Source organism: Flavobacterium sp. LC2016-23 (assembly GCF_009674775.1).
Classification (GTDB): Bacteria; Bacteroidota; Bacteroidia; order Flavobacteriales; family Flavobacteriaceae; genus Flavobacterium.
Genome location: NZ_WKKE01000001.1, coordinates 168,476 through 193,002, shown reverse-complemented (window position 1 = coordinate 193,002; position 24,527 = coordinate 168,476). Strand labels below are relative to the sequence as shown.

Here is a 24,527-nt window from a genome sequence, read left to right as displayed (position 1 = left end):
TTTTATTCTATATTTTTTTAGGCGTTTAAACCAGTAATCTTTTATATTAATTTGGGCGTGTCCCTCCGGGTCGGGCTATCCGTTCCTAGTCCTCGCACTTCCTTCGTCAGGCTGTGGGCTATCCACTTCTATCCCTCACGCAAATTTGGTTTCAAAAGACATTTATGTTATTTTGTTTTTCAATTATCTTTTTACTTTCCATGCATCATATAAAGAACCTTACCATTTTTTGCTGAGATTTTAATATCAAACACACCTCCAAAACCAATGCTATTAAAAGTCCCTTCAATATGCCAAATAGAATCATTTTCTATTGTTACTGTATAAGGTCTTTGATCTTCTATTTGATCTTTACCATATGATTCAAATAAAATCGGTTCCGCTATTCCGACTGCCGTTTCTTCTTTTGTAACTAAACAATCTTCACATTTAATCCTTTTCTTAAAAACTGTATTTGTTGTGTAATTACAGCCTACAAGCATCAAGCTAATCAGAAACAAAATCTTCTTCATATTTATTGAAAAACTCACGGTGAAGTTATGCAATAACCGGTGCCACACGCGGCTTATAATCCTTCGCAACCTCAGCAATCAATCTTATATGATCCGGAGTTGTTCCGCAACAACCGCCGATGATGTTGATTAAATTATCGTCTAAATACTCTTTGATGAAGGCCTGAGTTTGTTCCGGGGTTTCATCGTATTGTCCGAATGCGTTTGGCAATCCTGCATTGGGGTGTGCCGAAACATTAAAACTGGTATGTTGTGCCAATGTTTTCAGGTATGGTTTCAATAAATCCGCTCCTAAAGCACAATTGAAACCTACACTCAATAACGGAATATGCGATACTGAAATCAGGAAAGCTTCTACCGTTTGCCCGGAAAGTGTCCTTCCGGAAGCATCTGTAATCGTACCTGAAACCATGATGGGAATATCGATATTACGTTCGTCTTTTACTTCTTCGATCGCGAAAAGTGCTGCTTTGGCATTTAACGTATCAAAGATGGTTTCTACCAAAAGTAAATCACAGCCTCCATCCATTAAGGCTTCTACTTGTTGCTTGTAGGCAATTCGCAAATCATCAAACGTTACGGCTCTGTAACCCGGGTCGTTTACATCCGGTGACATACTTGCGGTTCTGTTGGTCGGTCCGATAGAACCGGCGACGAAACGCGGTTTGTCCGGATTTTTAGCGGTGAATTCATCGGCTACTTCACGGGCAAGTTTAGCCGATTCGTAATTTAATTCATAAACCAGATCTTCCAGGAAATAATCGGCCATACCGATCGTCGTTCCTGAAAAAGTATTGGTTTCTACAATGTCAGCACCTGCATCAAAATACGCAGCGTGAACATCGCGAATGGCTTGTGGTTGTGTTATGGATAGTAAATCGTTGTTTCCTTTTAACGGATGCGGAAAATCTTTGAAACGCTCGCCACGAAAATCTTCTTCGGAGAAGTTATAACGCTGCAGCATCGTTCCCATGGCCCCGTCAAGGATTAAGATATTTTTTTTAATTGCTTCCTGAATTGTTATTGACATGTTTTTTTTCTTTTAACTGCTAAGACGCTAAGGTTCTAAGAGGCCAGGTTTTTTATTAAATTATATTCCGAAATTAAACCTGATGGATTTTGAAAACCCGTCAGGTTTAAATTGACGACAAAAATGCGTCAATGATCGCTCATGATACTGAATTCAGTAAAATAATATTGTATGGTTGTCAGGAAGAGTTTTGAGAAATACGTTTATGTATTTGTGTTATCTATCTTTAATACTAAGAATAGTATAAAGTAGAATGTAGCACCTTCTTTATGATAAAGGGTTGCTAAGGTTTCATTGGGTCTTTCCCTCCGCCTTTCGTGATAACTTTCAATAATTTTAAGAACAGTGCAAAGCTATGAAATAGCATTGCGATTTGCAAATGTTTTTTTGAAGATGCTGAGATGCTAAGTAACTATCCCGATAGCTATCGGGACTAAGGTTTTTTTAAAGGTGCCGAAATTCTGAGATATTAAGGTTCCAAGGTTAAAGTTTCGCCTATGTTTTTCAAATACAGCCCACGGTTTTAACCGTGGAAGACGGATCGTGATTATGCAACGTCACAATGCATTTTGATATGCATTACGCTCCAGTGGTTGAAACCACTGGTTATGTTTATGGTCTTTCCCAAAAGCATCGATGTTTAAAAAACCGAAAAAGGCCCAAACTAATAGTTTGAGCCTTATGTATAAAAATCTTGGAACCTTAGTGTCTTAGTGTCTTAGCAACTTAAACAATCGCTTTCACAACCGCTTTTGGCGCTTCTTTACGGGTTCCGTCGAAACCGTCAACACCGGAAACTGTTGTATATTTTAAAACGTATTTTTTACCCGGATTGATGATTTGGTAGGCTGCCTGGCACATTAAAGTGGCTTCGTGGAAACCGCAAAGAATCAATTTTAATTTTCCAGGGTATGTATTTACGTCTCCGATTGCGAAAATTCCGGGAATGTTAGTTTGGTAATCCAAGGCATTGTTTACTTTAATCGCGTTTTTCTCGATTTCAAGTCCCCAGTCTCCGATTGGTCCTAATTTTGGCGTTAATCCGAAAAGCGGAATAAAGAAATCAGTTTCGATTTTGCGGTGTGCTCCGTTTTCTTCGATATCTAAAGACTCCACATGCTCAGCACCATTAATTCCGATTACTTCTGCAGGGGTGATTAGTTTAATTTTTCCGGCTGTTTTTAGTTCCTGCACTTTTTCTACAGAATCTAAAGCTCCTCTAAATTCGTTTCTTCGGTGAATTAAAGTAACTTCTGAAGCTACGTTAGAAAGGAAAATACTCCAGTCTAAAGCTGAGTCTCCTCCTCCGGCAATCACTACTCTTTTGTCCCTGAATTTCTCCGGATTTTTGATGAAATATTTTACTCCCTTATCTTCATAAAAACCTATATCTTCTATAAGTGGTTTGCGGGGCTCAAAACTTCCCAAACCTCCGGCAATAGCAATAACCGGTGCGTGAAATTTAGTTCCCTTATTTGAGGTTACGATAAAACTTCCGTCTTCTTGTTTTTCGATCGTTTCAGCACGTTCTCCTAAAGTGTAACCCGGCTCGAACTGTTTAATTTGTTCCTGTAGGTTATCAATTAAATCTCCTGCCAAAACTTCCGGGAATCCGGGAATATCATAAATAGGCTTTTTTGGGTACAATTCTGAAAGTTGTCCGCCTGCTTGTGGTAAAGCATCCAAAATATGACATTTTAATTTTAATAATCCTGCCTCAAAAACGGCAAATAAACCTGTTGGTCCTGCTCCAATTATAAGTATATCTGTTTTAATCATTATGCTTGTTGTTTATAATCATTCTTAATAATACAAAGAAACGAATAAATTATTCTTTTGCCAATGATTTTTGTCATTGATTTCCTTGTGAAATTTTTTACTCTTTATTTTTTAATGAATTGGTGATTTCGTTCATTCGCTTCACCTTTTCCTCAAAATCGCCTTTTAAAGTTTTCCTGTACTCATTGAGATTCTCCACCATCTGATTGATATCTTCCGGGATCACTTCTTCGAAAAACTCCCGCAGTCTTTTGGCGGTTGTTGGCGATTTTCCGTTGGTTGAAATGGCGATTTTTACATTTCCCTTGGTAACAATTCCGCCTAAATAATAATCACATAAATCCGGTGTATCAGCAATGTTGCAAATCAGATAACGCTTTCGGCACAAATCGTATACTCTTTTATTGACCTTTAAATCATCGGTACAAGCGATTACCATATGGCGCTTTTTGAGCATTCTTTTTTTGAACCGCGCTTCCGTCAATTTAATTGAAGGATGCTTTTCAGCTAAAACTTTGATTTCCAAATGAAAGTCCGGTGCTACCACCTCAACATTGGCGTTTGGACTGGACTTTAACAAAAAAGAAAGTTTCTCTAATCCAACGTTTCCTCCGCCCACAATCAACACATTCAGATTATGAAGTTTTAAGAATATGGGATATAATTCGTTCTGTTCCATTTTAATTTATTTTCATCCAATCAAAATTAGATGATTTTTATCTTATCGAACGATTTCCTGTGATAGAAATTCTTCGTAAAAACCTTTTAATTTATTACTTTCACGAACCACTTCTCCCAAAACAATAATCGCCGGAGAACTTAATTGTTGCTCTTTTACTATATCTAAAATCGAATCTACTCTTCCGATACCTACTTTTTCTTCTTTGGTTGTTCCGTTCTGAATAATCGCTACGGGTAAATTTCCTTTGTTTTCTTTTTGAAACAAATCGACAATTTGAGACAGTTTGTGCATTCCCATTAAAATGACCACTGTTGCAGAAGATTGTGCAGCCAAAGCTATGTCTGACGATAATTTCCGGTCTGAAGTGGTACCCGTAATGGCCCAGAAACTCTCCGAAACACCTCTTTTTGTAATCGAAATTCCCTGACTCGCCGGAACGGCAACTACTGAAGAAATTCCGGGTACTACAACGGTCGGAATTCCGAAACTTTCAACAAATTCGATTTCTTCGCTTCCACGCCCGAAAATAAAAGGGTCTCCGCCTTTTAACCGAACCACGTTTCCATAAGTCAAAGCATTGTCAACTATCAGCTGGTTGATCTGATCCTGTGTATAAGCGTGATTTCCTATTTTTTTCCCTACAAAAATACGGATCGCATTTTTGGGAGCGTGTGCTAATATTTCATCATTGGCCAATGCATCGTACAAAACCACATTCGCTTCAGCCAGTGCTTTTACGGCTTTCAGCGTAAGCAAATCCGGATCGCCGGGACCTGCACCAACTAAAGTTACTTTGGGTTTTATCGTCTTAAGCATTTGCTAATTCTTGAGCTCTGTATTTTTCTATAATATCAAAAAATGAAATTCCTTGCTGAATGTATTGTTTTGCAAATGCTTCTGAAGGTTCATTCTGATTGATTTGATATACCAATTCTCTGAATGTTGTTGCCAGTTCGATTTTCTGAGTTGAAACAAAAACATTGTCAAACAGGTCTACAATTCCTGCGTGATGGTTTGTTTTTTCATTTTCTGCAAGCAATAACGCTTTGGCACCATTAACAAATCCGGCGTAAGCATGATAGATTGCATCTGACCATTTTCCTTCGTTGAATGATTCCTGGGCGAAAGTCAGTTTATCTTTGGCTTCTAATAATAAAGTAGCCACTAAATCTATGACAACTCCGGCACATTCTCCTACTCCAACTGCTTTTACGTAGTTATCGGCATTCCCCCAATCAATAAAATCAGCTTCTGTTAAATTGGTTACATCTGCAAATGGCTTTAAAATTTCATAGAAATATTTCTCCCCTTTCAGATCGTAATAATTCAGGAATTTTTCTCCTTTGGCATTCGCATCAAAATCATTTAAAATGGTACGCAATGCATCTGGTCCTCTTCGGCTTGGAATTTTAATCACTTTGTCAGCAAAACGTCCAGCTCCGTTTCCTAATCTTCCTCCGCCCAGTAAAACCTGTAAGGCTGGCGCTACCAATTTTCCGGAGTTGATAGACATTCCCTGAAAACCAATTGCCGACATATTGTGTTGTCCGCAGGCATTCATACAGCCACTGATTTTGATTTCAATTTCACGGTTGTTTTTGTACTGAGGGTACTCGGAATTGATTACTCTTTCTAATTCTTCAGCTATACCGGTACTACTTGCAATCCCCAAATTACAAGTATCAGTACCCGGACAAGCTGTAATATCCGCTGTCGAATTATAACCTAAATGAACAAAGTCCAATTTGGCTAATTCCTGATAAAAGAAAGGAAGATTTTCCTCTTTTACGTGACGGATTACAATATTTTGACGCAATGAAAAACGTAATTCATTGGCAGCATAATTTTTAATTAAGTCGGCTAACAATCTCGCTTTATCGGTATAAAAATCGCCTAATAAAACTTTGATTCCGATCGCGTAATAACCTGCTTGTTTTTGTGCAATTACATTCGATTCTTTCCACGATTCATAAGCTGCGGTATCTTCAATCGTAACTTGCGGCACTTCTAATAATGGTTCCGGAATCGGACCATCAAAAGCAGTTGTATCTATTTCGTACGTTTCAAAAGCAATTGCTTTTTTCTCTTTTTCAACCAGATCAAGGAAAACATCTCTTCCCATTTCTTTGATCAGGAACTTCATACGTGCTTTCATTCTTTTGGCACGCTCACCATAGCGGTCAAAAATACGGATGATTCCTTCTGCTGTTGGAATAATCTGGTTTACGGGAACAAACTCTGAAAGCAATTCGGCATGCGCCGGCTGTGAGCCCAAACCTCCCCCAAACATGATTTTAAACCCTTTTTCACCATTTACAATTTTAGGAATAAATCCTAAATCGTGTAAATAACTCAAAGCGGTATCTTCTTCAGAGGATGAGAACGAAATTTTAAATTTACGTCCCATTTCCTGACAAATTGGATTTCTTAATAAATATTGGAAAAGTCCATGGGCATAAGGCGAAACGTCAAACGGTTCGTTTACGTCTACACCAGCTAGTTCGCTTCCTGTAATATTTCTAACCGTGTTACCACAAGCTTCACGCAACGTAATATCGTCTTTGGCCAGGTTTGCCCAAAGCTCCGGAGTTCTGTCTAAACTTACATAGTGAATCTGAATGTCCTGACGGGTTGTTATATGCAAACGTCCGGTTGAATATTCATCGGAAACTTTGGTAATTCGCACCAATTGTTCGCTCGTTACTTTACCGTAAGGCAATTTAATACGAATCATTTGTACGCCTTCCTGACGTTGTCCGTAAATACCTCGTGCTAAACGAAGACTGCGAAAACGCTCATCGTCAATTTTTCCTCCACGGAATAAGTGAATCTTTTTTTCAAGATCGATAATCTCTTTCTGAACTATCGGATTTTCTATTTCTGTTCTAAAACTTTCCATTTTATTTCTGGCTTTAGGCTTTAAGCTGTACGCTCTAGGCTTTTTTAACTTTGTGTTTTTGCTTAAGGCTTATTGCTTAAAGCCTAATGCATTTATCGAATGAATCCTACTCCTGCTGTGGTGTTTGTTGCGGTATCAATCAGGATAAATGCTCCGTTTGATTTATTGTCGTTGTAGGCATCAAAATACAAAGGCTTGCTTAATTTGATCGTTACTTCTCCAATTTCGTTGATTGCTAATTGTGTGGCTTCTTTGGTTCCGGAATAATCTGTGGAGATCGTATTCTTGATACTTTCTACTTTGGCCAAAACGGAGTTGGTATTGTGCTGTACAATATATTTCGTCCCTGCCACCAGTTTTTTGCTGTCCATCCAACAGACCGTTGTACTGATTTCTTTTTCAATTTTTGGAAGCTCTGATGATTTTACGATCATATCGCCTCTTGTCACATTGATATCGTTTTCTAATTCGATGGTAATAGAAGAACCTGCAACAGCTTCATCATATGTTTTATCGAAAAAGTGAATTTTAGATACTTTTGATTCTGTTAAAGAAGGTAAAACGGTAACCGCATCTCCTACTTTTATGGAATTCCCGTATAATTTTCCGGCATATCCTCTAAAATCATGGTATTCCTGTGTCTTAGGACGAATTACGGTCTGAACCGGAAAACGGGCTTTTCCGGCTTCAAAAACATCCGAAGAATGCAGTCCTTCTAAATGCTCTAAAACGGTTTGACCGGTGTACCACGGCATATCTTTAGACTGATCCACCACATTTCCGCCGTTGATGGCACTTAACGGAATGTAGCTTACATTTTGTTCTTTGAACGTGCTTTTAGCATTTAATGCCTGGAAATCGGCTTTGATTTTATTGTAAACTTCTTCCGAATAATCGACCAAATCCATTTTGTTGATCGCTACAATTACCTCTTTTACTCTCAATAAATTATTGATGAAAAAGTGACGGTACGTTTGCTCAATTACCCCTTTTCTGGCATCGATTAAAATGATGGAAACCTGAGAAGTCGAAGCTCCTGTAACCATGTTTCTGGTATATTCTACGTGACCCGGAGTGTCGGCAATAATGTAACTTTTCTTGGCAGTCGAAAAATAAATGTGCGCAACATCAATTGTGATTCCCTGTTCTCTTTCGGCTACTAATCCATCCGTTGCCAGTGAAAAATCAAGATAATCGTATCCTTTTTGTTTGCTGCTTTTTTCGATTGCCTCGATCTTATCGGTCGTCAATGATTTTGTATCGTATAATAATCTTCCGATTAAAGTACTTTTTCCGTCATCTACACTTCCTGCTGTTGCTATTTTTAAAACTTCCATTTTTTTAGTTATTGGTTGTTGGTTGTTAGTTGTTTGCTTCAAGCTGTCAACTAAAACCTTCAAATATTGAAACTACTTTTTATAAATTGGTTGGGCTAAACGATAAAACTATCAACTTAAAACCATCAACTATCAACTACTAAAAGTATCCTTGTTGTTTTCTCTTTTCCATTGCGGCTTCAGAACGTTTATCATCAATTCTGGCACCTCTTTCAGAAATAGTTGAAGTTCTGATTTCTCCCACTACTTCCTGAATGGTTGCTGCATACGAATCAACTGCGGCTGTACAAGTCATATCTCCAACGGTTCTGAAGCGAACAATTCGTTCTTCGATTTGTTCGTCTTCTTCCTGGTACACAAAAGGAGAATGTGACCAGATTAAACCGTCTCTCAAAAAAACCTTTCTTTTATGTGAAAAATAGATGGACGGAATTTCGATGTGCTCTTTCTCAATATAACTCCAGACGTCTAACTCTGTCCAGTTTGAAATTGGGAAAACACGAACGTTCTGACCATTTTCTATTTTCCCATTCAAAATATCAAATAACTCCGGGCGTTGATTTTTTTCGTCCCACTGACCGAAATCGTCACGAACGGAAAAAATACGCTCTTTTGCTCTTGCTTTTTCTTCATCACGACGTGCTCCGCCAATGCAGGCATCGAATTTAAATTCTTCGATGGCATCCAAAAGCGTGATTGTCTGTAAGCTGTTTCTACTGGAATATTTTCCGGTTTCTTCCACTACTTTTCCTTCATCAATAGCATCCTGAACATTACGAACGATCAGCTCCAATCCTAATTCTTCTACCAGCTTATCTCTGAAAGCAATTGTTTCAGGAAAATTGTGTCCGGTATCAACGTGTAAAAGAGGAAACGGAATCTTTGCAGGAAAAAAGGCTTTTTGCGCCAAACGAACTAATGTTATAGAATCTTTCCCTCCGGAGAAAAGTAAAACCGGTTTGTCAAACTGTGAAATTACTTCTCTGAAAATGTATATGGCTTCACTCTCTAAAGCGTTTGTTTTTAATACTGAACTCATTGTGTTTTTTTGTTTCAAGTTTCAGGCTTCAGGCTTCAGGTTGTTTTACCTGGTCTAAAATCTTAAACTATCGTTATTCTGTTTTTTTGTTTCTTTTTGTTCAACAGATTAAAAATCCGTTGCTCCAATCTTAATTCCTGATTCTGTAATCTTTATTCTATTCTCTATTTTCTTTCCTCTAGCTTCTTTCCTCTATCTTCTAGCTTCTGCCTAGTCTTTCTTAGCCCCATGTAAACCACATTCCTTATGACTCGATTCCCACCACCATCTTCCGGCTCTGATATCTTCCCCAGGTAAAATTGCTCTGGTACAAGGCGCACAGCCAATACTTACGAAACCTTCCTTATGCAGGGCGTTCTGCGGAACATTAAATTCTTTCAGATGATTTTCTACTTCTTCTAAACTCCATTTTAGTAACGGATTGAATTTTATGATTTCAAAACCTCCGTCATATTCAAACAGGTTTAAATCATGTCTGTTTTCGGATTGCTCGGTTCTTAAACCCGTAATCCAGACTGCATTTCCGGACAAAGCTTTTCGTAGCGGCACCACTTTTCGAATAAAACAGCATTCTTTTCTGTTTTCAACCGAATCATAAAAACTGTTCGGACCCTTGGTCTGAAGTAAGTTTTCTACCGCCGCTGCTTCCGGAAAATACACTTCAATCTGTTTTTTATACTTTTTTAATGTTTTGTGAAAAACATCATACGTTTCCTGAAATAATCTTCCGGTATCTAAGGTAAAAACCTTGATGGCCAAATCATTTTTAAAGATAAAATCAGTAATTACCTGATCTTCCTGTCCAAATGAAGTTGAAAAAATTACTTTCCCGGGGTATTCATCAGCCAAAAAAGCCAATGTTTGTTCCAGTGTAAAGTCTTTTGTTTTTTCTAATAATGATTCTGTAACTGTCGCACTCATATTCTCTTTCCCTTTCTAAATTTATTTTATAACAATTTAGATAATGTTTTTAAACTCAATAAAATGATTAGTATTCCAACTGCAATCATCATTGGTTTTCTTTTAATTTTATTTACTAAAAATGCGGCTAATGGTGCCGAAATTACGCCTCCTAAAATCAAACCGATAATCACCTGCCATCCGTGGATTCCTCCAAAAAGCATAAAAGTGATACCACTTGCAAATGAAATCGCAAACTCAGCTGCATTTACGGAACCAATAGTATATCTTGGGTTTCTTCCTCTTCCTAATAATGTTGAAGTCACAATTGGTCCCCAGCCGCCACCGCCAACAGAATCCATAAAACCGCCAAAAACAGCCAAAACACTTAATTTTTTAGTTTTCTTTTTTACAATGTTTTTTTTCAGGGCCTTTTTGATAATAATAACGGCCAGAATAATCATATAAACGGCAATAAACGGCTTAATAACATCTCCATTAATCACATCTGACAATAAATAAGCACCAGTTATGGAACCTAAAACTCCCGGAATCAACAAATGTTTTACCAGCTTTTTATTGATATTCCCAAATCGGTGATGCGAAAGTGCCGATGCTCCGGTTGTAAACATTTCTGACACGTGAACTGCAGTACTGCTCACCACAGGAGGAACTCCGTAAGCCAGTAAAAATGAAGTCGAAGTGGCTCCGTAACCCATTCCTAAAGTTCCGTCTACCAACTGAGCGAAAACCCCAATTAAGAAAAAAACCAAAAGCTCCTGATTAAAACCTTCTACGAATCCATTCCAGGTAAATTCAGAATAGTGGTTATAACCAAGTGTTACTAATAAACCAATTAACAATACAACCGGAATTATAATCCACAATCTCTCTTTTAAAGAAACTTCAGACTTTGTTTCAACTGCGTTTATTTCCAATCCTTTCTCCATATCTTTTTGAAATGCCTTAATTTAAACCTATTACCCTATCGGCTTAGTAGATTACTATGCAAAATTAGTATTTATTTGTAAATAACAAAACAATATCCGGATTTTTTAATTGAAAAAACAACTGAATGCCAAACATTTAAAATAAAACTTACGTTTTCTATCTAAATTGATACTTCTTTGAGAATTAGCCGTAACAATAACAAACTAAAAAACAATAACTTAGCAATAATTAGAAACCGCTACATATAATGTCTATAAAATCGATAGGATTGTAGTAAATTAGTTATTATTTTTGGCAAAAATTTTTATTTATGGATTTTCAGATAGGAATAGTAATTGCGGGCTTAGTCGTTGGTTTTATAGTAGGAATGACCGGAGTTGGCGGCGGTTCTTTGATGACTCCGATTTTATTGTGGTTCAACATTCCTCCTACGACCGCTGTTGGAACTGATTTATTGTACGCCGCTTTTACCAAAATGGGCGGTGTATATGTGCATAATAAAAAAAGTAATATCAACTGGAAGATTACGGGCTGGCTTTCTCTCGGAAGTGTGCCGGCTGCCCTGATCACTTTGTGGATATTAGAAAGCATCAAAACCGATATTACGACCCTGAATGCTTTGATTAAATACAGTTTAGGCTGGGCATTGCTTTTTACTTCTGTGGCGATTTTGTTTAAAAACAGGATTATGAAGTTTTCTAAAAAACATGCCGGCGACCGCTTTCACAAAGAGAGTACGACTCAGAATGTACTGACGGTTGCCATTGGTGTATTATTAGGAGCTACGGTAACGTTGACTTCCATTGGTGCGGGTGCATTGGGAACAGTAACTTTATTTTTCCTCTATCCGTTGCTGCCCACTCCGAAATTAGTCGGGACTGAAATTGCTCATGCGGTACCCTTAACGCTTGTAGCGGGAATTGGGCATGCTTCAATGGGAAATCTGGATTTGGTTTTACTTGGACAATTGCTATTGGGATCCTTACCCGGAATTTATATCGGAAGCATGTTAAGCGGAAAAGTTCCTGACTTACTCCTTAGAAACGCTATTGCCGTAATGTTGTTTATGGTAGGCTATAAATTGATTTTTTAAATAAAACTAACCTTTAATCTTCTTTAAAACTTCATTTTTAAATGTCTTTGACTTCCCGTTTTCTAATAGAAGTGCCAATATTTCTTTATTCGTTTTCTTATGATTCAAAATATATTCATGTAAAAACTTGTCTCCTTTTGTAATTAATTTCGCTACAAATTCGAGTTTTAAATAGTTTTGATCAAACAGAAACATTTGTTCCTCAAGTTTGTAACGATCTTCAGCTATTTGCTCGGATGTATCCTGTTCAAAAATCTGCACCAAAAGTTCATCCTCTTCTGTCACGTGCAAAAAAACAAAAATAGTTGCCCCCCAACTCATGTATTGTTTGGTTGTTTTATTTTCGGGAAGATAAATTTGTGAGCAAAAATGAAAAAGCTTGTCTCCGTATTTAGGAATTCCGGCATCAGAAGCTTTCCATTTTGGAAGACGTTTAAGATATAAAATATCTTTCTTCTTTAGCATATCAACGCACTCACTACCTGTCAAATCCTTCTTGCGTTTATACATTACAGATTCATCCTGTGCAAGATGATGATGAATAAATTCATTCGTTTCTGATTTTTTTTCAACAACTATAAATTCCAATCGTTTCAATTCGCCAAACTCCCAATGTATTTCGCCCGTTTTTACAATCGCGCCAAAAATATATAACTCCCTTGGAACTGAACTATTCAAAATTTCTAATTCCGTTTTTTCTAATATAATTTTGTCAACAAAAACAGTAGGATTTCCGTTAATTTCAGGAAAGTCAAAGTCCAGGTTTATTTCTTTTCCGTGTATGTTCATAAAATTTACGTCGTTCTTTAATCAATTAGAGAATAAAAAATTAATTATCGAAAAGTAGTAAATTTCTTTAAAAATAATATTTTAAAAATGTTAAAATGCAATATCAGCCAACGAATTACTTTCCAGTATTTTAAGCGTATTATCCCTAACCTCCGTCATTAATCTTCTTGCGGCGCAGGTTGACTCGTCATCACAATCATCGCATCGTTCATAAAAATTATGACTTGCACAAGGCAGCAATGCAATCGGACCTTCGAGAATACGGTAGACTTTGGCCATACTGATGTCCTTCGGATCTTTAATTAAGTAATACCCGCCGCCTTTTCCTTTTTTAGCACCAAGGAAACCGGAGTTTCTTAGCAGCAACAAAATACTTTCCAGGAATTTAATTGAAATATGTTCGCTCTTTGCAATTTCAGCAATTTGCACAGGTTCGTTATTCTCGCGTCTTGCTAAATAAGTTAAAGCTTTGATTCCGTATTTTGTTTTCTTTGAAAGCACTTTTTAAATATTTTAGATTTTAGAATGCTGATTTTAGATTTTTATCTAAATCCGCAAACTTATATTTTTAAATAACAAAAATATGCTTTTTATATGAGAATACTAACAAGATCAATTTAAATTCTACCTTACCTATCAAATTACTTCTTCTGATCCAATTAAATTCAATTCTTGCAGTTTCATTTCATCCTCTAAGACATTTTTTTCAACTACATAGGTATTAGATAGAGAATCATGCCACATTCTTCCTGATTCTCCTAAAAAAGATAAAGCCTCAAAAGGAATAAAACGACATAATGTTCTTTTGAAAATAACAGCAACACCGGGTTTTACTCCAAATTCATTAATTATAATGCTACCTGTCATGATCTTTCCTAAAGTTCTGCCCGAAAGACTCTCAAAAATAAAATAGTAAATAATAGCAAAAGAAAGATACGTTCCTACGAATCCAAGATGAGCCAAAGTTTCTTCCCATCTTCTATAGATATCCCATCGAAAAATATTTCCCGTAATTATAACAAACAATGTAATAATGAATATCGTAATAAGAATAAAGACAAAATCAATAATACAGTTAAAGAAGCGATCACGATCAGACGTTAGTAATTTCTTTTCAGGAATATCTATAAAGGGACTCCCGTTTTGATCTTTATTTTTTAATCTAATCGTTTTCATTTTCTTTATGACTCTGTTTCCTGAACACCAATTAAGTTAAATTCATGAAATATTTTCACTTCTTCATCTAAAGCTTTTTTATTCACGACATAAGTATCAGACATTGAATCATGCCATCCTCTTCCTGAACTTCCCAGAAACGAAAGTCCGTCAAAAGGAATTACTCTGCACAAGCTTCTTTTAAAAATAGTTCCAAAATCAGGTTTTTCGCCATTTTCATCCACTACAATTGTACCTGTAATTAGTTTAGCCAAAGATCTTCCAAAGAAACCTTCGGTCACGGTATAATAAATAATCGTGAAAAGAATAAAAAGTATTCTTCCTTCTAAGTCACCAATACCATCCATCCAGTTCGCTAATCCGTTCAATCCTAAAAGAGCTCCAAAAAATCCTAAAAAAATAGCTAAAAGAAAGATTAATGCCAGAATAAAAATAGTATCCAGAAGATAATTAAGAAATCTTTGTCCGCCTGAAACTAATAATTTGTCATCAAGAATGTAAGTAGAGTTGCTCATGTTTGGTGTGGTTTTAAGTTTATGATTAGTAATCGTATTTAAATTTTACTCCCAACAAAAATATACTTTTTAACCAAACAATTACAAAATAGAATAACGATTTTTAACCATAATAAAATTACAGTCAAAAATCGTTATTTATCATTTGCATTATGGATTTCTAACAATCTAAAATCAGAAATCTAAACTCTAAAATTTATTTAAGAAAGTGCCTGATCCAAATCGGCAATTACATCTTTTACGGTTTCTAAACCTACAGATACACGCACCAAACCTTGTGTAATCCCAACCGCCAGCTGATCTGCTTCAGACAACTTACTGTGTGTGGTTGAAGCCGGATGCGTAACAATGGACCGAGTGTCTCCAATATTAGCAGAAAGCGAGCAAAGTTTTATTTTATCTAAAAATTTTCGTCCTGCTTCTATGCCACCCTTGATTTCAAACGCAATGATATTTCCACCTAATAACATTTGCTTTTTGGCGATTTCATATTGTGGATGCGATTTCAAAAACGGATATTTCACGCTATTCACATTCGGATGCGCTTCTAAAAACTCCGCTACTTTTAAGGCATTTTCGCAGTGTTTTTCGACACGAATTGCAAGCGTTTCCAAACTTTTTGATAAAACCCAGGCATTAAAAGGAGATAAAGCCGGGCCTGTATTTCTTGAAAACAAATAGATTTGTCTGATCAAATCTTCACTTCCTACCGTCACTCCGCCTAAAACACGGCCCTGACCGTCAATTAATTTTGTGGCAGAATGCACGACCAGATGCGCCCCAAACTTAATGGGCTGCTGCAGATATGGTGTTGCAAAACAGTTATCGATAATTAAAATCAGATTGTGTTTTTTGGCAATATCTCCCAACAATTGCAGATCAATTACATCGACACCGGGATTTGTAGGGGACTCTGCGTATAATATTTTAGTATTCGGTTTAATGAAGCTCTCGATAGTTTCCGGTTTGTTAATTTCAAAATACGAAGTTTCGATATTCCACTTTGGGAAATACGTCATAAACAATGCATGTGTCGAACCAAAAACGCTGCTCGCGGATACAATATGATCTCCTGCATTTAATAAGGCTGCAAAAGTGGAGTAAACGGCTGCCATTCCGGTAGCAAATGCATACCCGGCTTCAGCGCCTTCCATTTTACATATTTTATCTACAAATTCAGTCGTATTCGGGTTGCTGAAACGACTGTAAATATTTCTTTCTTTCTCTTCTGTAAAAGAAGCTCTCATATCTTCTGCATCTTCAAATACAAAGCTTGACGATAAGTATAAGGGCACCGAATGCTCCAGATACTGAGATCTTTCTAATTGTGTTCTTATGGCCTGTGTTTCAAAACCAAATTCTTGTTCGTTCATTTTTTTTTTGTTTAACACGAATTGCACTAAGCAGCACAAATCATCACTTTTTAAATTTCGCAGAGATTCACTAAAGAATTTGATGCGAATTTTGATTATTTAAGAATTATCTAATTCTCTAATTGACTAATTTCCTAATTCTGTATTATTCAGTACAACCTTGTATTTTATTGTAGCTGTTGGTTCAACCGTTTTGGCTACTGAACAATATTTCTCGAAAGAAAGCTGTGCAGCACGATGTGCCTTTTCCGGATTGATATCTCCCTCTAAATAGAAAACCACATTGATTTCCTTAAAAGGTTTTGCCTCGTCGATCTGAACACGAAGTCCTTCTACCTCAGCATTAAAAGAGGTTATTTCCTGGCGTTGTTTCTTCAAAATCGAAATCATATCGATGGCACTGCATCCCGCAACGCCCATTAAAACAAGTTCCATCGGACTTGCGCCTAAATCGCTTCCTCCAAATTCAGCTCTGCTGTCCACATCGACTACATGACCCCGTTCATTTTTTAATTTAAAATGAAATGCGTCATTTACTCTGTTTAAGGTTACTTTCATTTTTTTGTTTTTTTTGTTGTGTTGTTTGCTTTTTTATTTGAATTCAAAATTGCTCCATCTTTGTCGAGTTTCCAGTGTGATTTCTCCTTCGTCGAAATGACAAACTGAAATCAATTTAGAAAATCTAAACGCTAAAATCTGCCCTCTAAAATTACTACTCTTTGTCTGATAATCTCAAAATATCCCCGAAAACACCTCTCGCTGTAACGGCTGAACCGGCACCGGCTCCCTGAATTACGATTGGTCGGTCTCCGTACGATTCCGTGTAGATTTCAAAGAAAGAATCAGAACCTTTCAATCCGCCTAACGCAGTATCTGAAGGAACGGAAACCAATTTTACTTCCAGAATTCCTTTGTCGTTTTGAAGATCTCCGGACAATTCTCCTATATATCTTAAAACGTGATTTGGTTTCTGATCGGCTTTTATCTTTTCATAAATCGGATCAAATTCTTTTAATTTAGTCAGGAAATCGGAAACATTTCCGTCTCTTAAATGTTCCGGAATCAGGTTCTGAATGGAGATTTCTTCAAATTCATTTTGCAAATCCAGTTCCCTTGCCAAAATCAATAATTTTCTTCCTACGTCATTTCCGCATAAATCTTCACGCGGATCCGGTTCTGTATAACCATTGTCAATTGCTTCCTGCAAAATCTGGCTAAACGGAGCGTCTTTGGCAGAGAAATTATTGAACAAGTAACTCAGGGTACCGGAAAAAACGCCTTTTATTTTGGTGATATTTTCACCGGAAAGGTGTAATAATTTTATCGTATCAATTAAAGGCAATCCCGCACCTACATTGGTTTCGTACAGGTAATTCTTCTGATTTTCCGCCAAAGACTTCCTCAGTTCCTTATAGAAACCGTAGCTTAACGTATTGGCTACTTTATTGGATGAAATCAGATCAAAACTACTTTCAATCAATGAAATATAATTTTCGACAAAAGTGGCACTTGCCGTATTATCGATTGCAATTAAATTTTCAAGATGGTGCTCATTCGCGTACGCGATCACATCGTCTATTGTATAGGCAATTCCGTTATTCTGAATCTCATTTTTCCAGTCTGAAGTTACGCCTTTTTTGTTTAAAATTACTTTCTTGGAATTCGCAATAGCAAAAACATTCAGTTTAATGCCTTTACGTTTTTCAATGGCCGTAGCTGATTCTAATATCTGATTGATTAAAGTTCCTCCCACTAATCCGTGACCAAAAATCGCAATATTTATTTTTTTGGAAACCCCGAAGATTTCTCCGTGAATTACGCTTAGCGCTCTGTTCAGTTCTGATTTCTTAACCACCAAACTCACGTTTTTACCGGTAACGGTATTGTTGAAGAGTATAGGAACAATTTTATTTTTGATTAATGCTGTGTAGGGTTTGTGAAACGTACTCAAATCCTGTCCGATAATCGAAATAACCGAAACGTTGTCTGTTACCGTAATCTGATTAACATCTTTAGAATAAAAGTCATTTTCAAACTCTTTTTCTAATTCGACCATTGCCAATGTAGCTTTGTCAGTGGCCACCACCAGGCCAATCCCTCTTTCTGAAGAACCCTGCGAAATGATACTTACACTGATATTATGATCCCCCATTACTTTGAAAATTCGGGCATCAACACCTGCTTTGCCTAATAGTCCGCGGCCTTCCAGATTTACCAGCGAAACATTCTCAAGAACAGAAAGTGTTTTAATTCCTTCTTTCGTAGCATCAGAAGTGATTAATGTCCCTCTGTTTTCGTGATTAAACGTATTTAAAATTCGTAATGGAATATTTTTCTCCAATAAAGGAATTATCGTTTTGGCATGCAGAATAGTGGCTCCGAAATTGGCCAGCTCATTGGCTTCGTTAAAAGACAAATATTCGATTTTTTTTGCATCGGCCACCAAATCGGGGTTTGCGGTGTAGATTCCGTCAACGTGCGTGAAATTCTGAAGTTCTTCTGCATTTAAATAATTGGCAATTAACGAAGCGGTATAATTGCTTCCGTTTCTGCCTAAAGTCGTCGTATCGTTATTGTTGTTGGAACCAATAAATCCAGTGACAATATTTACTGTTTCTCCGTTATGTTCTTTAAAATAATTAACCACATTTTTTTTGGAAAGCTGTTCTAAAGGCTGTGCATCACCAAATTTCGAATCGGTTTTCAGTAGTTCCCTGGTGTCTACAAAATTGGCAGGAACCCCTTTTTCAATCAAAATTGCAGTAAGTAATTTAGCCGAAAGCAATTCGCCTTTAGATAAAATCTGGTCTTTGATTTTATTGCTGTAATCACCAATTAAGCTAACGCCTTCAAAAAGTTTATCCAGCACATTAAATTCTTCTGAAAAATCAACTTGTGGATAATCTGAAATCTGATAGGTTTTAAAACTTTCTAATAAAGGTTTGTAATTTCCGTTTTTAGAGGCAATTATTAAAATATCTTCCAATTCATCAGTAGCATTTCCGCGGGCGGAAACCACAACGGCAATTTTCTCGCCCTGATTTATTTTTTCTGTAATTATCGAAACAACTTTGTTAAGTCCTTCTCCGTTTGATAGTGATCTGCCTCCAAATTTTAATACTTTCATTTTATCTTTTTATTGTTTCTGCCTTAAAAATATCGGCAAGTAAATGGTCTAATTGTTTGTACTCGATTAAAAAAGCGTCATGTCCGTGTACGGAATCTATTTCGCTGTAATACACATTGTCTTTGAATTTTTTTAATTCCTGATACGTTTCCCGGTTTTCCTTTGGCGTAAAAAACAAGTCTGAATTGATTCCTATAATATGAATCGCAGCGTTTGTTTTAGACAGCAAGGTTACAAAATCGGCAGTGTTTCTGGTAATATCTATGGTTTTGAGCAATTGATTCATCAGTTTGTACGATGATAATTGATACCTCTTTTGCAATTTTTCCCCGTGATGCGCCAGCCAGCTTTCTATATTAAAAATCGAAAGATTGGGGTTGATCGTACGTTGAAATTTTTCTTTGAATGATTCCGGGGACCTGTAACACAACATGGCATGAATTCGCGCATCTTCTATGGGACGTGAGGAATTGTTCAGGATTTGTTCCTGCAAATAACAATTTGCGATCATCCAGTCTGTGGATTTCCAGTCTGTTGCAATCGGTATTAAATTTTGTGTAATCTCAGGTTGCAGTGCAAGCATTTCCCAGGCAATTCCGCCTCCGACAGAGCCACCGATGATGGCATAAACCTGTTCGATTTCCAGAAGTTCAAGTCCTTGTATAAAAATTCTAGCAATATCCCTGGTGGTAAAATCCTGGTACTTTTCAATGACGAAGGAATCCGTTCCGTTGCCCGGAACATTAAAGGCCAGTACAGTATAAATATTGGTATCTATGGTTTTATCGGGTCCGATTAAGTCATTCCACCATCCATTTTCACCGGTTACCTCAGCATTTCCTGTCAGTGCATGATTGACCAGAACAACGGGCGCGCTGTGTAAAGGCAAGCCTGCAATAGTAAAACTTAAGGGTAACGAAGTGTAAACTGCACCATTTTCCGTGGTGAAATTCTGAATGTTTATAGGGTTTGGTCTATTTTCCAATTTCAAATCTGTTGTATTATTGATTTGTATGAGGAAATATTAGAAAGAAAGTCCGGACGTAACCAGACAAGTTCTTGTTGTTATCTTTCCACGTTTGGGCGTGGTAGAATGCAGCACCTTCTTCGAATTAACGAAGGGTTGCTAAGGATTCATCGGGTCTAATCCCTCGTCCTTTCTTTATAACATTTCAATACGTTTGTGAACTTAACGGTGCAAATTAACTACTATTTTCTTAAACAAGCAAATTTATCTGAATTGATTCTTCAGTTTCCTGAATATAATTCAATCTCAAACTACGGTACGCGAAAAATTACCGAACGCTGCGCCCAGTAAAATTAAGCGGGATTGCCCCTATCTGATGCTACTTTTCGATTTAAATGAAAAGTGTTTCATTTTCTTTAGAATACATCAAAAACAGTAATGAATTTGGTGCTTTTTTTTCTGCGTTTTTCTCTGTTTCGGTAATTCCAAAGCTTGGATGAGCCAATTCATTTACCGGCGGTGGCGGATTGTTTCTTTTTTCTCTAAGGTTTTTCAATGCAGAAAATTTCTTTGTCAGGTAGTTTAATGTGCTCATAGTATTTAAGTTTAAGTAAGTTATCGTATTTATCTTTATTATTTGTTTATTTTATTGTTATCCGGACCAGAAGGAATAAAAAAACCCTTTTGGATCAGAATACCAAAAGGGTTTAAGTTTTTTACAACTCATATATTCTTTTAGTATCAACAGACGCATACACAAATACGTGCGACGTTAAACATCTTGTTCATCTGTAGGGACTTATTCATCTGTGAATTATTTGTTATTTTAAAAAATTTCTGCATTTATATAAATTTAAAAAGCCTCTCAAAAAAATTCGGGAGGCTTTGCTATATTTTTATTGTTTTACAATTTTAAGCAATAGACTTCCCAACGGTTTTAACCGAAATGGCACAAAACATTTTGTAGACATTTAAATTCATTTGATTTAGTAGCTTTTGGGTTTAACAAATATGCAAATATTATTTTGAATACACAAATAAAAATGAAGAATTTAATTACAAAAAACGTTAAAAAACATCATTTTAACGTTAAAAAACATCTTACAAAAAAATAATTTCACTAAAAACAAGTTAAAACTTACAATTTAAGACTTTTCTCTTTCTAATTTATCTTCTCAAATCAGTTTATCAAAGAACATTTTATAACTTATTCACTCATTAAGAACACTTTACAACCAAACTGCTTCTTTATTTTTGATTTTCTCTGCTACTTTTAAAATGTCACTAATAATTCCGCGGGAGATGGCCTGCTTACATGCTGAAGCACTTTTGATTACAATTGGGACATCTGCATACGACTGCGTGAAAATTTCAAAAATCGTATCCGAGCCTTTTAATTGCCCTATTGCCGATGTGACCGGTTCGGAGACCAATTTCACCTCCAGTGTATTTTTCTGAATGTCAAATTCCCCTACGTATCGGAGCACATGATTATCGGCCTGGGTGATTTTAGCAATCTTGAAAGATCTGTCAATCGCTTCTTTATTGAGGGTACCGTTTTTCTCGAGGTACTCTTCTTTTATCAGGGAATTGATTTTGATATCCGAAAGCTCAAAATCTTTCCCTATTTCCCTCGTTAGGATCAGTAATTTTCTTGCCGTATCATTTCCAGATAAATCTTCCTTGAAAGTAGACCGCATAAAACCTAAAAGGCTGGCATCTTTTAAGATTGACGAAAAAGAAGTTTCATCTGATGAAAACCGATTAAAAACATAACTCAGGTTATCTGAAAAAACCCCTCTTATTTTAGTGATTTTTTCTCCTGAAGAATATAAGTCCCGTAACGTCTGTAAAACCGGAAATCCCGTATCAACGGAAGTTTCATATAAAAACTCTTTATCGTACTTTTTAAGATTCTCCCTTATTTCCTTATAAAGCCCAATAGGTAAGGTATTGGCTTTTTTATTTACCGCAACGATATTAAAACCATTCTGAATTAAAGTGTTGTAATGGCTAATCAGTTCATCGCTCGCTGTGGCATCAACGGCAATTAAATTTTCGAATTCGTTTTCTTTGGCAAATTCAACAATATCCTCTACTCTGAAAGGCACTGCCAATTGAACAAAATTGGTTTCCCAGGCATATCCAACGCCTTCTTTCTCGAAAAAAGCAACGGTTGAATTCGTGATAATCGGAAAATGAAAATCAATATTTTTGTTCTGAAGAAAAAACTCCTGACTTTCGATAATCTGATTGATTAAAGTGCTTCCGATATTGCCGATCCCGAAAAGGATAATATTAATTTTAAGCTTTGACATAATTTTAATTTTTAAAAACCATTTTTAGGTTAATTAAACCAAATAAGATTATAAGTTCAGTTAAGTAAAGCAAGCCCCATTTTAAATGAACTTATACTACTTACAGGGTTTAAAATTTTATTTTTCAAACCTTTATAATGAACGTTTTTCATAAAAAATCACCTCTAGCAAAACTCACATTGCTAAAGGCAATTTTTCAAACAAAAAACAAAAAAACCTAATTTTTAATACTGTATTGCGATTTTGTAACGCTTGCAAAAACAGTTTGCAGATCGGCAATCAAATCCTCGATATCCTCGATTCCGACAGAAAGACGAACCAAATCTTTAGAAACTCCCGTTTCCAGTTGTTCCGCATCTGTCAATTGCTGATGTGTAGTGCTTGCCGGATGAATAATCAGTGATTTGGTGTCACCGATGTTCGCCAAAAGAGAGAACAATTTCGTTTCGTCCACTACTTTTTTAGCAGCATCAAAACCTCCTTTCAATCCGAAAGTGATAATTCCGCTTTGTCCTTCAGGAAGATATTCCTGAGCCAGATCAAAATATTTATTGGATTTCAGACCCGGATAGTTTACCCAGACCACTTCGTCCTGCTGCTCCAGCCATTCGGCCAGGGCCAAAGCATTTTCGCTGTGTTTCTTAATTCGGATGGGCAGTGTTTCCAGTCCCTGAATGATCTGAAAAGCATTAAACGGACTTAAGGCAGAACCAAAATCACGCAGCCCTTCTATTCTTGCTTTTGCAATAAAAGCTGCATTTCCCAGAGCTTCATGGTAAACCAACCCGTGATATCCTGCGGAGGGTTCTGTAAATTCAGGGAATTTTCCGTTGGACCAGTCAAAAGTTCCGGCATCAATAATGACACCTCCTAATGAAGTTCCGTTTCCTGAAATGTATTTGGTCAGAGAGTGAATGACGATATTCGCCCCATATTCGATTGGCTTTAATAAATAAGGAGTGGCCACGGTATTGTCTACAATAAAAGGCACTTTGAAAGCTTTAGCTTCTGCTGAAATCGCTTTCAGATCCAATACATCTAATTTTGGATTCCCTAACGATTCTACAAAGAAAGCCCTTGTGTTTTCTTTTGACGCTTTGGTGAAGTTTTGGGCATCAGACGGATCAACAAATGTTGTTGTGATTCCTAATCTCGGCAAAGTCACTTTCAATAAGTTGTACGTTCCGCCATATAAACTATTTGATGCTACAATATGATCGCCTGCTTTTAGCAAAGTCAGGAAAGTGGTTGCTATTGCCGATGCGCCTGAAGCAGTAACAACAGCTGCAATACCGCCTTCAAGCGCTGCCAGTCGTTGTTCTAAAATATCATTTGTCGGATTGTTTAACCGGGTGTAGATAAATCCGGCTTCGGCAAGACCAAATAAATTGGCGGCATGATCTGAATTATTAAATACATAAGAGGATGTCTGATAGATAGGCACTGCTCTCGTTCCGCCATTTTTAGTAACATCGTGTCCTGCGTGTAATGCGTTGGTTGCAAATTTTTGTGTGCTCATGATTTCGTATTTTTTTATAGTAGTAAATAGTATGTTGACTTGTGATTGGTTTATTTTAATTGGAAGATTTTACTCCCAGCTCATAAATTTGGAACAGTGCTGACTTCTGTCTTCTTAAAGAAGAGTCTTCCCTGCGCGGCGTTTTTTCTGCCTGAAAACCTTTTATTGAATGGATGCTGTTTTGTGACTCGACATCCGATAACCACTGTATTGTTGCTGAATTTCTATTTGTTGTTTTCATGTTTATATATTTTTTTTAAATGTTGCAATAAAAAACCCTTTTGGCTGGCTGACCAAAAGGGTTTATAGTTTTAACTATAACAAAGATTTATCTTTCACTTTTGGCAACAGCAGATTGGGGCGCATTTGCGCATCATACAACATATCGTCATTTTATCTGCAATTGTTTTCATTTTATAAAATTGTATTAATTTAAAAAACAGTTTATTTTTAATTCTACTAATTTGATAGAGTAAATATAATAACTATTTTCTAACCACCAAACAGAAATATATAATTTA

At 36.6% G+C, this 24,527-nt stretch carries 23 protein-coding genes and 2 riboswitches; of the genes, 1 reads left to right on the top strand and 22 read right to left on the bottom strand.

Going from position 1 to position 24,527, the window contains the following annotated elements:
* Window positions 1–191: 191 nt before the first annotated feature.
* From GJU43_RS00855 to GJU43_RS00810, 10 genes are all read right to left on the bottom strand, one after another.
* A complete protein-coding gene (locus GJU43_RS00855) occupies window positions 192–512 on the bottom strand; it encodes an NTF2 fold immunity protein (protein ID WP_154338974.1) in 321 nt (106 codons plus the stop codon).
* Between the two features lie 25 nt (window positions 513–537).
* Window positions 538–1,542, bottom strand: a complete 1,005-nt coding sequence (locus tag GJU43_RS00850) for a homocysteine S-methyltransferase family protein (RefSeq protein ID WP_154338973.1) — start codon at window positions 1,540–1,542, stop codon at window positions 538–540.
* A 213-nt stretch (window positions 1,543–1,755) separates the two neighbouring features.
* A riboswitch (SAM riboswitch) is annotated at window positions 1,756–1,869 on the bottom strand.
* Between the two features lie 399 nt (window positions 1,870–2,268).
* Window positions 2,269–3,321: an NAD(P)/FAD-dependent oxidoreductase gene (locus GJU43_RS00845; protein WP_154338972.1), complete on the bottom strand. Its 1,053-nt coding sequence runs from the start codon at window positions 3,319–3,321 to the stop codon at window positions 2,269–2,271.
* 97 nt (window positions 3,322–3,418) lie between these two features.
* Window positions 3,419–4,000: a bifunctional precorrin-2 dehydrogenase/sirohydrochlorin ferrochelatase gene (locus GJU43_RS00840; RefSeq protein ID WP_154338971.1), complete on the bottom strand. Its 582-nt coding sequence runs from the start codon at window positions 3,998–4,000 to the stop codon at window positions 3,419–3,421.
* Window positions 4,001–4,042: 42 nt separating this feature from the next.
* Window positions 4,043–4,819, bottom strand: coding sequence for a uroporphyrinogen-III C-methyltransferase (gene cobA, locus GJU43_RS00835; RefSeq protein ID WP_154338970.1), 777 nt, complete (start codon window positions 4,817–4,819; stop codon window positions 4,043–4,045).
* Window positions 4,812–6,902 carry a HEPN domain-containing protein gene (locus GJU43_RS00830; RefSeq protein ID WP_154338969.1) on the bottom strand — a complete coding sequence of 697 codons (2,091 nt, stop codon included), beginning with the start codon at window positions 6,900–6,902 and terminating at the stop codon, window positions 4,812–4,814. The genes cobA and GJU43_RS00830 overlap by 8 nt, the downstream gene beginning before the upstream one ends.
* A gap of 92 nt (window positions 6,903–6,994) precedes the next feature.
* Window positions 6,995–8,239: a sulfate adenylyltransferase subunit 1 gene (locus GJU43_RS00825; RefSeq protein WP_154338968.1), complete on the bottom strand. Its 1,245-nt coding sequence runs from the start codon at window positions 8,237–8,239 to the stop codon at window positions 6,995–6,997.
* A gap of 139 nt (window positions 8,240–8,378) precedes the next feature.
* Window positions 8,379–9,278: a sulfate adenylyltransferase subunit CysD gene (gene cysD / locus GJU43_RS00820; protein WP_127337837.1), complete on the bottom strand. Its 900-nt coding sequence runs from the start codon at window positions 9,276–9,278 to the stop codon at window positions 8,379–8,381.
* A 210-nt stretch (window positions 9,279–9,488) separates the two neighbouring features.
* Entirely contained in the window at window positions 9,489–10,199 is a 711-nt protein-coding gene (locus GJU43_RS00815; RefSeq protein ID WP_154338967.1) for a phosphoadenylyl-sulfate reductase, read from the bottom strand.
* Between the two features lie 26 nt (window positions 10,200–10,225).
* Window positions 10,226–11,128, bottom strand: coding sequence for a sulfite exporter TauE/SafE family protein (locus GJU43_RS00810; RefSeq protein WP_154338966.1), 903 nt, complete (start codon window positions 11,126–11,128; stop codon window positions 10,226–10,228).
* A gap of 311 nt (window positions 11,129–11,439) precedes the next feature.
* Here GJU43_RS00810 and GJU43_RS00805 point away from each other — a divergent pair, with 311 nt between their 5' ends.
* The gene (locus tag GJU43_RS00805; RefSeq protein WP_154338965.1) at window positions 11,440–12,222 is read left to right on the top strand and encodes a sulfite exporter TauE/SafE family protein; all 783 of its coding nucleotides are present in this window, start codon (window positions 11,440–11,442) and stop codon (window positions 12,220–12,222) included.
* 6 nt (window positions 12,223–12,228) lie between these two features.
* On the opposite strand, the gene GJU43_RS00800 is transcribed toward GJU43_RS00805, so the two are convergent.
* The 12 genes from GJU43_RS00800 to GJU43_RS00745 all read right to left on the bottom strand — a co-directional run bounded on the left by GJU43_RS00800 (window position 12,229) and on the right by GJU43_RS00745 (window position 24,247).
* The gene (locus GJU43_RS00800; RefSeq protein WP_154338964.1) at window positions 12,229–13,011 is read right to left on the bottom strand and encodes a hypothetical protein; all 783 of its coding nucleotides are present in this window, start codon (window positions 13,009–13,011) and stop codon (window positions 12,229–12,231) included.
* A gap of 90 nt (window positions 13,012–13,101) precedes the next feature.
* Window positions 13,102–13,512 carry an Rrf2 family transcriptional regulator gene (locus tag GJU43_RS00795; RefSeq protein WP_008466594.1) on the bottom strand — a complete coding sequence of 137 codons (411 nt, stop codon included), beginning with the start codon at window positions 13,510–13,512 and terminating at the stop codon, window positions 13,102–13,104.
* Window positions 13,513–13,647: 135 nt separating this feature from the next.
* Window positions 13,648–14,187 carry an RDD family protein gene (locus GJU43_RS00790; protein WP_154338963.1) on the bottom strand — a complete coding sequence of 180 codons (540 nt, stop codon included), beginning with the start codon at window positions 14,185–14,187 and terminating at the stop codon, window positions 13,648–13,650.
* A gap of 5 nt (window positions 14,188–14,192) precedes the next feature.
* Window positions 14,193–14,702, bottom strand: coding sequence for an RDD family protein (locus tag GJU43_RS00785; protein ID WP_154338962.1), 510 nt, complete (start codon window positions 14,700–14,702; stop codon window positions 14,193–14,195).
* A 200-nt stretch (window positions 14,703–14,902) separates the two neighbouring features.
* Window positions 14,903–16,075 carry a PLP-dependent aspartate aminotransferase family protein gene (locus tag GJU43_RS00780; RefSeq protein WP_154338961.1) on the bottom strand — a complete coding sequence of 391 codons (1,173 nt, stop codon included), beginning with the start codon at window positions 16,073–16,075 and terminating at the stop codon, window positions 14,903–14,905.
* A 126-nt stretch (window positions 16,076–16,201) separates the two neighbouring features.
* Window positions 16,202–16,633, bottom strand: a complete 432-nt coding sequence (locus GJU43_RS00775; protein WP_154338960.1) for an OsmC family protein — start codon at window positions 16,631–16,633, stop codon at window positions 16,202–16,204.
* A 154-nt stretch (window positions 16,634–16,787) separates the two neighbouring features.
* The gene (gene thrA, locus GJU43_RS00770) at window positions 16,788–19,202 is read right to left on the bottom strand and encodes a bifunctional aspartate kinase/homoserine dehydrogenase I (protein ID WP_154338959.1); all 2,415 of its coding nucleotides are present in this window, start codon (window positions 19,200–19,202) and stop codon (window positions 16,788–16,790) included.
* 1 nt (window position 19,203) lies between these two features.
* Window positions 19,204–20,187 (bottom strand): alpha/beta fold hydrolase, encoded by a 984-nt coding sequence (locus tag GJU43_RS00765; protein WP_229654978.1) that lies wholly within the window; start codon window positions 20,185–20,187, stop codon window positions 19,204–19,206.
* A 77-nt stretch (window positions 20,188–20,264) separates the two neighbouring features.
* Window positions 20,265–20,373, bottom strand: a riboswitch (SAM riboswitch).
* A gap of 187 nt (window positions 20,374–20,560) precedes the next feature.
* Window positions 20,561–20,764 (bottom strand): hypothetical protein, encoded by a 204-nt coding sequence (locus GJU43_RS00760; RefSeq protein ID WP_154338957.1) that lies wholly within the window; start codon window positions 20,762–20,764, stop codon window positions 20,561–20,563.
* A gap of 634 nt (window positions 20,765–21,398) precedes the next feature.
* On the bottom strand, window positions 21,399–22,487 hold the full coding sequence (locus GJU43_RS00755) for an aspartate kinase (RefSeq protein ID WP_154338956.1): 1,089 nt from the start codon (window positions 22,485–22,487) through the stop codon (window positions 21,399–21,401).
* Window positions 22,488–22,704: 217 nt separating this feature from the next.
* Window positions 22,705–24,006, bottom strand: a complete 1,302-nt coding sequence (locus GJU43_RS00750; RefSeq protein ID WP_154338955.1) for an O-acetylhomoserine aminocarboxypropyltransferase/cysteine synthase family protein — start codon at window positions 24,004–24,006, stop codon at window positions 22,705–22,707.
* Window positions 24,007–24,061: 55 nt separating this feature from the next.
* A complete protein-coding gene (locus GJU43_RS00745) occupies window positions 24,062–24,247 on the bottom strand; it encodes a hypothetical protein (protein WP_154338954.1) in 186 nt (61 codons plus the stop codon).
* Between the last annotated feature and the right edge of the window lie 280 nt (window positions 24,248–24,527).